At 35.3% G+C, this 14,026-nt stretch carries 12 protein-coding genes; all 12 read right to left on the bottom strand.

Translation table 11 applies throughout. The features are described from left to right. Positions 1–51: 51 nt before the first annotated feature. The 12 genes from trpD to OLM61_RS02215 all read right to left on the bottom strand — a co-directional run bounded on the left by trpD (position 52) and on the right by OLM61_RS02215 (position 13,127). Positions 52–1,044 (bottom strand): anthranilate phosphoribosyltransferase, encoded by a 993-nt coding sequence (gene trpD / locus OLM61_RS02270; RefSeq protein WP_264524913.1) that lies wholly within the window; start codon positions 1,042–1,044, stop codon positions 52–54. 41 nt (positions 1,045–1,085) lie between these two features. Continuing rightward, positions 1,086–2,780 (bottom strand): right-handed parallel beta-helix repeat-containing protein, encoded by a 1,695-nt coding sequence (locus OLM61_RS02265; protein ID WP_264524912.1) that lies wholly within the window; start codon positions 2,778–2,780, stop codon positions 1,086–1,088. 109 nt (positions 2,781–2,889) lie between these two features. Further along, positions 2,890–3,456, bottom strand: a complete 567-nt coding sequence (locus tag OLM61_RS02260) for an anthranilate synthase component II (RefSeq protein WP_264524911.1) — start codon at positions 3,454–3,456, stop codon at positions 2,890–2,892. An 86-nt stretch (positions 3,457–3,542) separates the two neighbouring features. Next, positions 3,543–3,989: a hypothetical protein gene (locus tag OLM61_RS02255; RefSeq protein ID WP_264524910.1), complete on the bottom strand. Its 447-nt coding sequence runs from the start codon at positions 3,987–3,989 to the stop codon at positions 3,543–3,545. Between the two features lie 121 nt (positions 3,990–4,110). Next, positions 4,111–5,511: an anthranilate synthase component I family protein gene (locus OLM61_RS02250; protein ID WP_264524909.1), complete on the bottom strand. Its 1,401-nt coding sequence runs from the start codon at positions 5,509–5,511 to the stop codon at positions 4,111–4,113. Positions 5,512–5,810: 299 nt separating this feature from the next. After that, positions 5,811–7,091: a hypothetical protein gene (locus OLM61_RS02245; RefSeq protein ID WP_264524908.1), complete on the bottom strand. Its 1,281-nt coding sequence runs from the start codon at positions 7,089–7,091 to the stop codon at positions 5,811–5,813. 207 nt (positions 7,092–7,298) lie between these two features. Then, positions 7,299–7,865, bottom strand: coding sequence for a YceI family protein (locus OLM61_RS02240; protein WP_264524907.1), 567 nt, complete (start codon positions 7,863–7,865; stop codon positions 7,299–7,301). Positions 7,866–7,896: 31 nt separating this feature from the next. Beyond that, on the bottom strand, positions 7,897–8,529 hold the full coding sequence (locus tag OLM61_RS02235; protein WP_264524906.1) for an NAD(P)H-dependent oxidoreductase: 633 nt from the start codon (positions 8,527–8,529) through the stop codon (positions 7,897–7,899). 4 nt (positions 8,530–8,533) lie between these two features. After that, entirely contained in the window at positions 8,534–8,995 is a 462-nt protein-coding gene (locus tag OLM61_RS02230) for a MarR family winged helix-turn-helix transcriptional regulator (RefSeq protein ID WP_264524905.1), read from the bottom strand. 274 nt (positions 8,996–9,269) lie between these two features. Further along, entirely contained in the window at positions 9,270–10,001 is a 732-nt protein-coding gene (locus tag OLM61_RS02225; protein ID WP_264524904.1) for an MIP/aquaporin family protein, read from the bottom strand. 22 nt (positions 10,002–10,023) lie between these two features. Then, positions 10,024–11,520, bottom strand: a complete 1,497-nt coding sequence (glpK, locus tag OLM61_RS02220; protein ID WP_264524903.1) for a glycerol kinase GlpK — start codon at positions 11,518–11,520, stop codon at positions 10,024–10,026. Between the two features lie 29 nt (positions 11,521–11,549). Further along, positions 11,550–13,127 (bottom strand): glycerol-3-phosphate dehydrogenase/oxidase, encoded by a 1,578-nt coding sequence (locus OLM61_RS02215; protein ID WP_264524902.1) that lies wholly within the window; start codon positions 13,125–13,127, stop codon positions 11,550–11,552. Positions 13,128–14,026 lie beyond the last annotated feature (899 nt).

The raw sequence follows: 14,026 nt of genomic DNA, 5'->3' as shown, positions 1-14,026 counted from the left end.
AGTTTCAGGTTCGCTTCAATAACTTGAAACCTGAAACTTGAAACAATTTTTTTACCTGCTTAATTCTTGTAATTTTTTAAGTACCTGATGTCCTTTTCCGGAAAATAGACTTTCTTTGGCCTGTTTAAAGCCTTCTTGCGGAGAACATTTTGTTACCGTCGAAATCGCCATTGCTGCATTTACGCAAACCACATTATTTTGTGCTTCGCTTCCTTTACCGGAAATAATATTGACAAACATATCTGCTGATTCTTCAATTGTTCTTCCTCCTTCAATCTCTCTTTGTGATAGAAGACGAACGTTAAAATCCTCAGGTTTTAACATACCTTCCATATCACTTGTAATGATTTTTGTCGGACCTGTTAAAGATATTTCGTCATAACCGTCAAGTGAATGCAGGATTGTAAAATTCACATCGGTGTTTTGATATAAGTAAGCATACATTCGGGCTAATTCTAAATTGAAAACACCAACCAGTTGATTTTTAGGAAACGATGGGTTTACCATTGGCCCCAGCATATTGAAAAATGTTTTTACGGCTAGCTCTTTTCTGATTGGGCCGACATTTTTCATAGCAGGATGAAATAGCGGTGCGTGCAAAACACAAATTCCCGTCTGATCGATACATTTTTCTAAAAATGCAGGATCATTACTGAATTTTATGCCCATTTTCTCCATAACGTTGCTGGATCCGGAAATCGATGAAACACCATAATTCCCGTGTTTTGCCACTTTTATTCCGGCTCCGGCCGCTACAAATGAAGCCAAAGTCGAAATGTTAAACGTATCTTTTCCGTCACCACCCGTTCCGCACAAATCGATGGCGTTATAGGCTGACAAATCAACGCGAATGCACAATTCTAATAAAGCTTCACGAAAACCCGAAAGCTCGTCAATTGTAATACTGCGCATCATAAATACGGTCAAAAATGCCGAGATCTGACTTGGATTATAAGCGCCGCTTGAGATGTTAATCAATACGTCTTTGGCCTCTTCTTTCGAGAGCACTTCGTGGTTGATTAATTTATTTAGTATGTTTTTCATTTTTTAATTCCTTAAAACTCTATTTAAAATAGAATTTGTTTTTATTTTTTGATAAATTTCCCTGAATCAATAATTGAATTTCCGTTCATAATTACATATAGATATACGCCTTTAGTAAAGTTACTTGAGACTTTCCATTGATAGGAAGATGTAGATTCTTCTAATTTAATTTGGTCAATAGTTTTACCGTTTATATCGAAAAATTTGATTGAATCGAATGTGTAATTTTGATTTGTTTCAAACGATAAGAAATCACTTGTTGGATTAGGGAAAACTTTTACATTGGTTAATTTATGATTTGTGAATTCTCCATTAGATAAATTACCACCTAGTTCTTTTGCCCCGATATCTACAATAGTACGATTGGATATATTTATTGATGGATCGCCTGCGTTAACAGCTGGAGAATTATTCCTTAAGCTGCAGAAAGAATCTTCGGATGAATTAATAGATTCAAATTCGGGATTTACAAATATGTTATAGTACGCATCAGAGGGAGTATTGTTCTTATTTGTTGTAACTATTGGACCAACACCTACAGGTAAAAGATTGCCTGTTCCGCTTCCATTATCATAAAATAAATTATACGACACTGATTCTGGTTTGTTAATGTTTTTCGAGTATATTGCATATCTTGAATTATGAGCTATAATATTAGAGTTAATGATAGGATTTGATATTGCATAAGTTTCATTATCATATAAAATTATACCATCTCTGTTAAATAAAATGGTGTTATTTGTAATATTTGGCTTGCAATAAACTACATATATTCCAGTATTAGTATTATAAATTATATTACGTTCGAAGGTGTGATTCATGCTAAATAATTGTACTCCAGAGTAATTGCAATCGTGAATAATATTGTTTTTGAATATTGATGAGAGATTTGCGGAATAGATATTTAAACCTATTAAAGAATGATTAAAGATTTCATTATTCTCGACAACAATTTTTTCTGTTGTATTAATCGATAATCCATAAGCACAGTTATATATTTTATTGTTTTTAACGGTTATGGTACCTGCATTTCTAATACTAATAGCACTTTGTTCAGAATTTCTAACGATACTATTTGTTAGAGTTAGGTTTCCGGTTACATTTAAAATACCGATATTGTCATCATTCTTTGCTTTTCCTTGTTCTATAATACAATAATCCATTTTTGAAACACCATTTATTAGTATTTGATTCCAATCTTTATTTGTTGGAGAAGTTTTATTTGAAGTAAACTTGATATATTTATTTGAGGAACCATTTGCTAATAAAGTTCCATTTACTATCAAAGAATAATAGCCATCAAATTTTATTTCTACACCCTCTTCAATGGTTAAAGTTTGCCCTGCAGGAACAGTTATATTTCCTGTAACTCTGTACGTATTCCCTTTTGTCCATAATCCACTTACATTACCATTTACCAATACCAAATTGTTAGATGACAGTGTTACATTATTTAACACTAAAGCATTACTAACAAAAACGTTTAATAATTCATAGGTTTGGTAACCTGCTTTTTCATATTTTATATTATAAACTCCATTTGTAATATTTGCTATAAAACTACCATTTGCTTGTGAACTGGTTTGACCCAAAACGGCACTTGGAGATACAGGTGTGAATGTTATTATGCAGTTTTCAAAATTTGTAGTGTTGTCTAAAAATACATTTCCGGTTACATCAGCAGCAAATATGTAAGATGATATTAGAATAAATAATAACAGTAATTTTTTTTTCATTATTGTGTTTTTGAATGTTTAAAGTTTAATTTTACAAAGATCAACTAGTTTGCTAGATAATCTTTGTAAGTCAAAATGTTTTTTTGTTTAAGTGTTTATAAGTACTAAATTAACTCTTTATCCAATTCTCTAAAATCCTTTTTCCATTTGGTGTTAAAACACTTTCGGGATGAAACTGAACGCCTCTTACATCAAATGTTTTGTGTCTTAGTGACATAATTTGCCCGTTTTCATCAACTGAAGTGGCTTCAAGAACATCTGGCAAGTTGGCATCAACAACCCATGAATGGTAACGACCAACTTCGAATTCATTTCCTAAACCTTCAAACAAAATTTCGTCTGAAACTACTGTTTTTACATTTGTTGCAACACCGTGATAGACTTTGTCAAGGTTTGAAAGTGTTCCTCCGAAAACTTCTCCGATAGCCTGTTGTCCTAAACAAACGCCTAAAATACTTTTTGTTGGAGCATATTTTTGAATCACGGCTTTCAATAATCCCGCTTCATCCGGAATTCCCGGACCGGGAGAAAGTAATATTTTATCAAAAGAGGCGATTTCTTCAATGTCAAATTCATCGTTTCTGTATACTGTAACTTCACAGTTTAAATCCTCCAGATAGTGTACTAAATTATAAGTGAAACTATCGTAATTGTCTATAACTAATATTTTTTTCATTGTGTTTTTTGTTTCAAGTTTCAGGTTTCAGGTTCCAGATTCCAATAACTTGAAACCTGAAACAAAGAAAACCTGAAACATTTTTTTTATTTTTCTCGAACGTATTTTTCAGTAATAATACGATCTACGCCTAATTTTTCTATTTTTTCGATTCCCTTTTGAATCAGGGTGTCATTTTTGATTTTTATTACAAACTTAAAGGTATTGTTTTCCCACTGACGGTTGTTAAAGTATTCCAGATTTTCGGTGTAAGTGCTATCCTTTAAAGTATATTTTCCACCTCCGCCGAAGAACAAAGCGGTACTGTCTTTTCCGTTGTTCAAATCATGATTGAAAAAAGCAAAATGAGTATCATTTATAATTTTAATCATTTTTGTTTTTGGATTGAAAGTCGAGAAAGAGGAATCTTTTTCTGTGGTTTCAGCTGATATCAGACGCCAGGTTCCGTTTAAAGGAAGTTTGTCTGATTCTTTTTTAGTTTCACAAGAAGCAAATAATACAATAGCAATCAAAAATGGAATAATGTTCTTCATCGTTTTTTTTAGTTTGTGTTTATGGTTGTTTTTTAGTTTTGTTTCAAGTTTCAGGTTCTTTTTGTTTCAGGTTTCAAGTTTCATGTTGTTGCAACGCAAACAAAACCTGAAACAAAAAAACTTATATTTTCTCCGCCATCTCTAAGGCTGTATTCAATGCTCTTAGTTTATTGTAAACTTCCTGCATTTCGCTTTCTTCGTCAGAGCTGGCTACTATTCCGGCACCGGCCTGACAGTGCAATTGGTGATTTTTGCTGAGGAACGTTCGAATCATAATGGCGTGATTGAAATTGCCTTCAAAATCCATGAATCCGATGGCGCCTCCGTAGAAATTGCGATTGGTTTTTTCGTAATCTTCAATTAATTGCATGGCTCTGTGTTTTGGAGCACCACTTAAAGTTCCTGCCGGAAAAGTATCGGCAACTACCTGCATGGTTGTTGCTTTCTCGTGTAAATAACCTGTTACTTTTGAAACCAGGTGAATGACATGAGAGAAAAACTGAACTTCTCTGTATTTTTCAACTTTTACATCATGACCATTTCTGCTTAGATCATTTCTGGCCAAATCGACTAACATGACGTGTTCGCTGTTTTCTTTTTTATCTTCTGAAAGCTGTTTGGCCAAAACGGCATCCTGTTCGTCATTTCCGGTTCTTTTAAAAGTACCGGCTATAGGATGAATTTCTGCTTTTCTGTTTTTTACAATGATTTGTGCCTCAGGTGAAGAGCCGAATATTTTAAAGTCGCCATAATCAAAGAAGAACAAGTACGGAGACGGGTTTATACTGCGTAAAGCACGATATACATTGAATTCATCTCCTTTGAAACCTTGGGTAAAACGACGTGAAAGTACCAATTGGAAAACATCTCCACGGAAACAGTGTTTTTTGGCTAAAGCCACATTGTGTTTGAATTCTTCATCGGTTAAATTAGAGAAACCTTCACCTTCTTTGGTAAATTTATACGAAGCAATATTTCGGGATTGCAGCAATTGTTCGATTTCCGAAATGTTGTTTTTTCCATCAACGCTGTGACAAAAAATGTAAGCCTCATTTTTAAAGTGATTGATGGCAATGATGTTTTGATAAACGGCATAAAAAACATCCGGAATTAAAGTAGCTTTGTCTTTTTTGGCAATCGAAACTTTCTCAAAATAACGAACGGCATCGTAAGAAATGTACCCGAACAAACCATTATTGATGAATTTAAAGTCGTTTTTCTCTGATTGAAACTGACTTGAAAATTCCTGAAGTATTTCCGGAATATTTGTTGAACTGTCAATTGAAATTCGCTCCTTAGTTCCGTCAGGAAAAGTTTTTGAAATGGTTTCATTTTCAATTTTAATCGTCGCAATCGGGTTGCAGCAGATGTAAGAGAAACTGTTGTCATTTCCATGATAATCACTACTTTCCAGTAGAAGGCTGTTTGGGAATTTATCCCTGATTTTAAAATAAACACTTACCGGCGTAACGGTATCGGCCAGAATTTGTTTGTAGTGTGTGTTGAGTATAAAAGGTTTCAAAGTATTTCGTTTATTAAGTTTTTACTATTTTTTTACTTGTGTTTTGACCAAAAAAAAAGGCTTGTCGTGATGACAAGCCTTTTATATTTATAGTTTACAATACCATAGGAAGCTTTGTTCACGACGTTCGACGTAAATTCTTCCACCACCAAGTATTGTTCATTATTGTTTTCATATCTTATTTTGATTTCACAAATATATAAATGTAATTTGAATTACAGGACATAAAAAATCAAAAAAAACTTTTATAATTTTTGAAATTTGTTAAATTTTACTGCAAATGCAGCTTTTTTAATGTCTTAATTACCAATAGCTATCGTGTTGTTTACGTTCATTCTAAAGTCTGGATTTCCTTTGATATTAGGCGTTGCAAACAATTCGCTGTTTTTAATTTTAGTAAAATTTATATCGAAAACAGGATTGTTGTAAAAACTCTCAATTGCTGTATTTGCGCCGCCAGCTTCACTTGTAATTCCGCCATTGCAATTGTTAACAATTAGGTTTTTGAAGGTGATTTTGGCTAAATTGACTTCTCCGTTCCCAATATTTCCTTCTAATAAAACAAAAGGAGTGAACCCGGAAACAATACTGTTGCTTAAGTTAAAAAAGGTGTTTTCTCTCACATAAACCGATTCTCTTACGAGCCCCTGATTGTTTTCTTCCAGATTTACCAGCGTAATATTGCTGGCATTTATTTTGGTTAATTTCTTGCTCATATCGGTATTCCCTATTTTGTCGTAGGAGTCAACTTCGAAACATCTTGAACCTGAAACGTCTGATGAAAAGGGATGGCGAATGGCAATACTATTATTGATATTGATTTGTGCACCCTGGGTAAAATCAAAATCGTCATCAGTAGTCCTGTATGAAACCAGATTGTTCAGGTTTAAATCTCCACCATAACATTCGAAAGAATCATCATTGGAGTAACTAATCTGAATGTTACTTAAAATTGTTTTTTTCCCTACACCAGCTAATGATAGTCCGTTAAGTTCTTTGGCCGCGCTTAATTTTCGACCGGAATATTCAATACGCACATATTTTAAAACTCCTGAGTTGTCTTCGGCATCCTGACCTCCGTAATGGTTTAACATGGGTTCAAGATCAAAAGGAAGAACGTGTATTCCGCCTAAGGTATTAATAGGAGCTTTTCCCAGAATGATGATTCCGCCCCAGTCTCCCGGTTTTCTTTCTGAAATTTCTTTATTGGAAGTAAAAACGATAGGGTCTGTTTCAAGACCTTCGGCAACAATTTTTGATCCGTTGGTAATCACCAGCGTTCCGCAGGTTTTGTCGTCTCCTCTGATTACCGTTCCGGGTTCTATCGACAGTACAGCATTATTGGTCACATAAACAACTCCAACTAATTGATACGTATTGCGTTTTAGAAGTTTGGTGTCTTTATTGATCGTTCCTGCAATAATGTTTGTAGCTTCGCTATATTCGGTGTTGGCGGGTTTAAAATTGGTCCAGTTGTTCATCCAGTTTGAGTTACCAAAAATTCCTTTGGGCGGTTGTTGTGCCTGTAGAAAAAAAGAACTTAGAAGAGTGATGATTGCAAGTAGTATTTTTGTTTTCATAACTATGATTTTGATTTCTAGTTTTTGATTTTTAATAAGTTCAAAAGTAGAGGGCCAATGTTAATCAAAGTCTTGAATGGTATTACGAAAGCGTTAGGGGAGTATTAAGAATGTTATTTTTTTGAAAATAATGTAAAAATAAACCCCAATAGTCTTAAACTATTGGGGTTTTTCTTATAATATTAAGAATTGCTGTTTTTTCTGCGATTAGAATTTTAAAGCTACAGTCAATTCGAAATCGTCATTAATGGTTTTGTCTCCTAAGTTTTCGAAGAAGTTACCAGAGTTGTATTTGATACCGTATTTAGTTCTGTCTACTTTTAATGCAGTTGTAGCAGTATTTCCGCTTACAGTGATATCAAAAGTTACAGGTTTTGTAATTCCTTTAATCGTTAAATCAGCAGTTACTGTGTAAACATCAGTAGATTTTGCTCCGATAGTTTTGAAAACTAATTTTGCAGTTGGGAATTTCTCTGTTCCAAAGAAATCGTCAGCTTTTAAGTGCCCGTTTAATTTTCCTTGGTATTCTCCGGTAATGTCTGTTGCTGTTAATGAAGTCATATCCACAGTAAAGCTACCACCTGTTAATTTTTTTCCTTTGAAAACTACAGCTCCTTCTTTGAAGTTTACTGTTCCTGAGTGTTCTCCGGTTACTTTTTTACCTACCCATTTAATCGTACTTGCTTTTACGTCGATTTTTTTAGTTTGTGCGTTTACTGAAACGCTAGCTACTGCTACGAATAATGCTATTGCAATTGTCTTTAAATTTTTCATTTTGTTAAAATTGATTTTGGATTAATAATAATTATATAGTGATAAATAAATTCTCGTGTGATTTTCTAACTTTTTTGTAGTGTTGAGTTTCGTCCTCATCATGTCTGTAACCTACTGTTGCAATAACAGAAGCGTTTAAACCTAATTTGTCAAAACCTAAGATTTCATTAAATGCAGCAGCATTAAATCCTTCCATCGGAGTAGCATCAATTTTTAATTCAGATGCTGCAGTTAATAAGGTTCCTAAAGCGATATAAGTTTGTTTCGCTGTCCAGATGTTTTTAGCTTCAACAGATAAATTAGCAATAGTTCCTTTCATCATGTCACTGAATCCGGCCAAAGCATCAGCAGGAACACCTCTTGTTTCGCTGATTGTATTGATATAATCGTCAACAGAATCTGCTCCAAGGTTTAAGTCGTTAGCAAAAATAAAAAGTTGAGAAGCGTCTGTAATTTGTGTTTGCCCGTAAGCGGCAGCTTTTAATTTTTCTCTTATTTCCGGATTTTCTACAACAATCACTTTGTAAGGTTGTAATCCGTATGAAGAAGCACTTAATCTAACGGCTTCTTTTAAAGTGTTTAAATCTTGAGAAGATATTTTTTTTGTTGCATCAAATTTCTTTGTAGCATATCTCCAATTTAGATTGTCTAATAATGTACTCATAATTTTAATTTTGTTGGGTTCTGTATTTTTCTAATAATTGATTTAATAATTCTAATTCTTCGGCACTTATATTCTCAGCAAACAAACGCTCGTGTTCATCTACTTTCGGATCTAATTCTTTCAATACGTCTAATCCCTTTTGGGTGATTAAAACTTCAATTTTACGTCGATTTCCTGGACAAACATTTCGGGTAACAAAATCTTTTAATAACAGTTTGTCTACTAAACGGGTTGTGTTACTTGTTTTGGCCAGCATACGCTCCTGTATCACACACATATTAGCAGGGTTTCCTTTTTGTCCTCTTAATATGCGAAGTACATTATATTGTTCTCCGGACAGATCATAGGGTTTTATCAACTCGTTGAAATGATCCTGAATTACGTTTTGCGTGTACATGATATTCAAGATAACTTTTTTCGCATTATCCATCTTAACTGTACTTTTTATAACCTCTTCAATTGTCATAGTCGTAAGTGTATAATTTGTATATACAAATGTATAACTTTTAATATTTGTATATACAACAGTTATGTTAAATTTTTGTTAATTGAAATAACATGCGTTTTCTAGTTATACAAACCCTGTAGAGTTACTGTAAAAATACTATAAATTTTATTTGAAAAATTGATTTTCTAAAGTTTAATGATTTTTTAAAACTGGAATTATCTGTTTCTTAGATCAGAATTCAGCCCCGACAGTTTTACCTAACCTCATATCATTTAGATTAAAATAGACGAAGTTAGTTAAGTATTAGGTACAACAATGCGGCTAAACTAGCTCCAATTATGGGCCCGATAATTGGAATCCAGGCATAACTCCAATTGCTGCTTCCTTTTATAGGAAGGATGGCGTGTACGATTCTTGGTCCAAGATCTCTTGCGGGATTAATGGCGTAACCAGTTGTACCTCCTAATGACAGGCCTATTGCCCATACGACTATGGCGACAGGAAGTGCGCCAATGGTTCCTAAACCTAGTGTTGCTTTTGGATCTGTGGCTATTTGCAGGTGAGGTCCGGCAATATAAAAAATGGAGAAGATCAGGACAAAAGTTGCAATGATCTCGCTTATTAGGTTCGATAAATTATTTTTGATGGCCGGCGATGTAGCGAAACAGGCAAATTTGGCATTTTCATCTTCAGTTGCCGCAAAATGATCTTTGTGCGATAGCCATACAAAAAAGGCACCCAACATGGCTCCAATTACTTGGGCAAGTATATAGGCAGGGACTAAGTTCCAATTGAATTTTCCGATAAGAGCCAAAGCAAGTGTAACAATAGGATTTAAATGTGCCCCGCTAACAGGTCCTGCAACAAGTACGCCTGTAAAAACGGCAAATGCCCAGGCTGTAGTAATTACAATCCAACCCGAATTGTTTCCTTTTGTATCTTTCAGTACGACGTTTGCTACGACGCCATTACCCAATAAGATCATTATCATAGTACCTAAAATTTCTGCTGTAAAAGGTGTCATATACTGCTTTGTTTAAATTGTTTTATTCTTCGATCCAGTCTGAGGCGCGGCCAATGGCCTTATTCCAGTTTTTAACCAGTTTATTGACTTCTTGTTTTGGCATTTTTGGAGAAAATACACGATCTATAGACCATTGTTCTTTCAAATCATCAAGACCCGACCAGTATCCTACAGCAAGTCCTGCCAAATAAGCTGCACCTAAAGCTGTTGTTTCGAGCGTTTTTGGTCTGGTAACCGTTTTTCCATAAATGTCTGCTTGAAATTGCATGAGCAGATTATTGGTAGCAGCACCTCCATCTACTTTTAATTCTTTTCCTTTTCCTCCAAAATCTGCTTCCATAGCTTTTAGCAGATCGTTTACCTGATAAGCAATTCCTTCTAAAGTGGCCCTGGCGATGTGCGCACTGGTAGTTCCTCTGGTTATTCCAAAGATCGCACCTCTGGCATATTGATCCCAGTGTGGAGCTCCTAAACCAGTTAGTGCAGGAACAAAGTAAACCCCTCCGTTATCGGGGACACTGGCAGCCAGAGTTTCTATTTCTTCTGATTTGTTAATCATTTTTGCGCCATCTCTTAACCATTGTACAGCTGCGCCTCCAACAAAAACGCTTCCTTCCAGCGCATAGGTTGTTTTGCCATTAATTTTCCAGGCTATAGTAGTCAATAAATTGTTGGCAGAACGAATTGGTTTTTCACCTGTATTCATCAATACAAAACAACCTGTTCCGTAAGTATTCTTTATCATTCCTTTGGTGGTACATAACTGACCAAAAAGAGCCGCCTGCTGATCTCCTGCAACACCGGCAATAGGAATTTTTGATGAAAACAGGGTAGTAGAGCTTTCGCCATAAATGGTGCTGCTTTCTTTTACTTCAGGAAGCATGGCTCTCGGGATATCAAATAAGGCTAATAATTCATCGTCCCATTCTAAAGTGTTGATGTTGAATAATAAAGTTCTGCTGGCATTAGAAACATCGGTCATAAATAATTTACCTCGGGTCAGTTTCCATATGAGCCAAGTGTCTACAGTTCCAAAACAAAGTTTTCCTTGTTCTGCTTTTTTCCGTGCTCCGGGAACGTTATCCAGGATCCATTTTACTTTGGTTCCTGAAAAATAAGCATCCAGAATTAATCCGGTTTTGGTCTGAATCATTTCGGCATGTCCTTGTGCTTTTAATTCGTCACAATATTTAGCGGTTCTGCGATCTTGCCAGACAATGGCATTGTAAACAGGCTGGCTTGTTTCCCGATCCCAAACAACAGTAGTTTCCCGTTGATTGGTTATTCCAATTGCGGCTATTTCCCTTCCCGATATCCCCAATTTAGCAATTGCTTCTGCAGCTACACTAATTTGAGAAGACCAGATTTCGTTTGGGTTATGTTCGACCCATCCGGGTTTTGGGAAAATCTGTTTAAATGCTTTTTGAGAAATGCTTACAATTTCTCCTCCATGATTAAAGACTATAGCTCTGGAAGAAGTTGTTCCCTGATCAAGTGCCAGAATTAGTTTGTTTTGCATGACTTGTATTTTCTTAAGTTAATAAAGGTCTATTGAAATTCTTTTAAAAGAAAACCTCTGGCTATTCCTTTGAAGTTTGAGATTTCTTTGTTTATCCAGGCTTCGTCATGTCCCAGTTCTTTTGCGAGCAATCGTGCTACTTTTTCAGATGATTGAATGGCAGCACGGGCATCTAAGAATAATAATCGAACCCGTCTTGCTAAAACGTCGTCGACGGTTCTGGCCATTTCATACCGAATAGCCCAGGCTACCTCGGCCATTATAAATTCGTGATCTGAATGCAGTTTTTCTTTTAATTCAGGTTCATTTTGTTCCAGTTCGAGTATTTTAGGAATATCAGAACCATAAATATACAAATGATTCATTCTGTTTAAATCTGTAGTAGCCTGATTTCCATGGATGGGAAGATGCTCTGTAGTACAGGCTTTTTTAGGTAATTTTCCTATTCTGATCGCTTTATCGATGATATCTTCGGCAATTTTTCTGTAAGTAGTCCATTTTCCTCCCGTAATTGTTATTAAGCCAGTTTCCGACACAATAATTTTATGACTTCGCGAAACTTCTTTGGTACTTTTTCCTTCTTCTTCGGGAGCTGCCAAAGGACGTAAACCTGCGAATACAGATAAAACATCTGCTCTCGTAGGTTTTTTTGCCAGAAAGCGTTGAGCAGTCTCCAAAACAAATTCGATTTCACTTTCGAGCGCAATAGGTTCAAGACTGTGTTTTCTAATTAAGGTATCAGTTGTTCCTACTACAATTGTGTTATGCCAGGGTACTGCAAATAAAACTCGTCCGTCACTGGTTTTTGGAATCATAAGGGCTTGCTCACCCGGCAGAAAGGATTTGTCAAATACGAGATGAATCCCCTGACTCGGAACGATATATTTCTTGTAAACCGTGTCGTTTAGTTTCATGATGGCATTTGTAAAAACCCCGGTAGCGTTAATAATTGCCGAGCCTTTTATGTCATACTTGTGACCTGTTTCATGGTCTATGGCTTCAACGCCAATAATTTGATTGGTATCGTCTTTTAGTAAGTTTACAACCTTGAAATAATTTAAAACGCAAGCTCCTTTTTCTATGGCTGTTTGAGCAATGTTTATGGCCATGCGTGAATCGTCAAATTGCCCGTCGTGGTAAATAACACCACTTACCAACCCTTTTTCTTCGACGGTAGGAAGCATTTCAATTGTTTTTTTCTTTGAAATATATTTTGAAGATCCTAAGCTTAAACGTCCTGCGAGTAAATCATAAATGGTTAATCCTATCGTATAAAAGTAACCGCCCCACCAGTTGTAATTAGGGATTACAAAAGATTGGTTTTTAACTAGATGACCAGCATTTTTGGCCATCAAACCTCTCTCTTTTAAGGCTTCTCTCACTAAGTGAATATTGCCTTGCTCCAAATAGCGAACGCCACCATGAACTAATTTGGTACTTCTGCTTGAAGTTCCTTTTGCAAAATCTACCGCTTCAAGCAAGATCGTTTTGTATCCTCTGCTTGCGGCGTCAAGAGCAGTTCCAAGACCGCTTGCCCCTCCGCCAATTATAATCACATCCCACTTTTCAGTGCTTTTTAATTTCGTCAATTGCTCCGGGCGTTTCATAGGACATCAGTTTATTTGTTTTTGTAAGATTAGATCTTGTATTATAAACTTAATGAAACTAAATGAATTGGAAGCAAAGTGAACCGATTATTTAAGTTTAACCTGTTTGGGGGGAATTAAAAAACGGTTTAACACATCGTACATGGATTTTTGATTCAAAAAGAAAGGGGGATCATTGTGGTGGTTTAAAATTGTTGTGAAATGTATCGTTCCGCTGGAACTTATTCTGAAGACGTTTTATTTTCAACGGATTAAAATCCATTGTTACAAAATTTGTCGTTCCTTCGGAACTTACTTATTCGATTGTTTTTGTTGTTAATCGACCATAATTCATGCATATAAACCAAATAGAATAATAGAAATAGGGTAGGTTTTACATAATCGATTTTTATGAAATAAAGCGTTAACGTCGCAAAAGAGCCATCGGCTCGAATCATAATTGTAGCGACGGATTTTAATCCGTCGTAAAAAATAGACATCACAATAAAAAGAGCCGTAGGCTCGGCCCATATTGTTTTCAGGATTAATTTAACGGGTTAGATGTAATAAACAAAGAAATGATTTAAGAGATAGTATGTATGGGTTTTTGATTCAAAAAGAAACGGGAATCATTGTCGCGGTTTAAAATTGTTGTGAAATGTATCGTTCCTCTGGAACTTGTTTTGAAGATGTTTTATTTTCAACGGATTAAAATCCGCTGTTACAAAATTTGTCGTTCCTTCGGAACTTAATTATTCGATTGTTTTTGTTGTTAACGAACCATAATTCATGCATAAAAACCAAATAGAATAATAGAAATAGGGTAGGTTTTACATAATCGATTTTTATGAAATAAAGTGTTAACGTTGCAAAAGAGCTACCGGCTCGAATCATATTGTAGCGACGGATTAAAATTCGTT

This window comes from Flavobacterium sp. N502536, assembly GCF_025947345.1.
Taxonomy (GTDB): domain Bacteria; phylum Bacteroidota; class Bacteroidia; order Flavobacteriales; family Flavobacteriaceae; genus Flavobacterium.
This window is presented reverse-complemented; position numbering and strand designations above follow the sequence as displayed.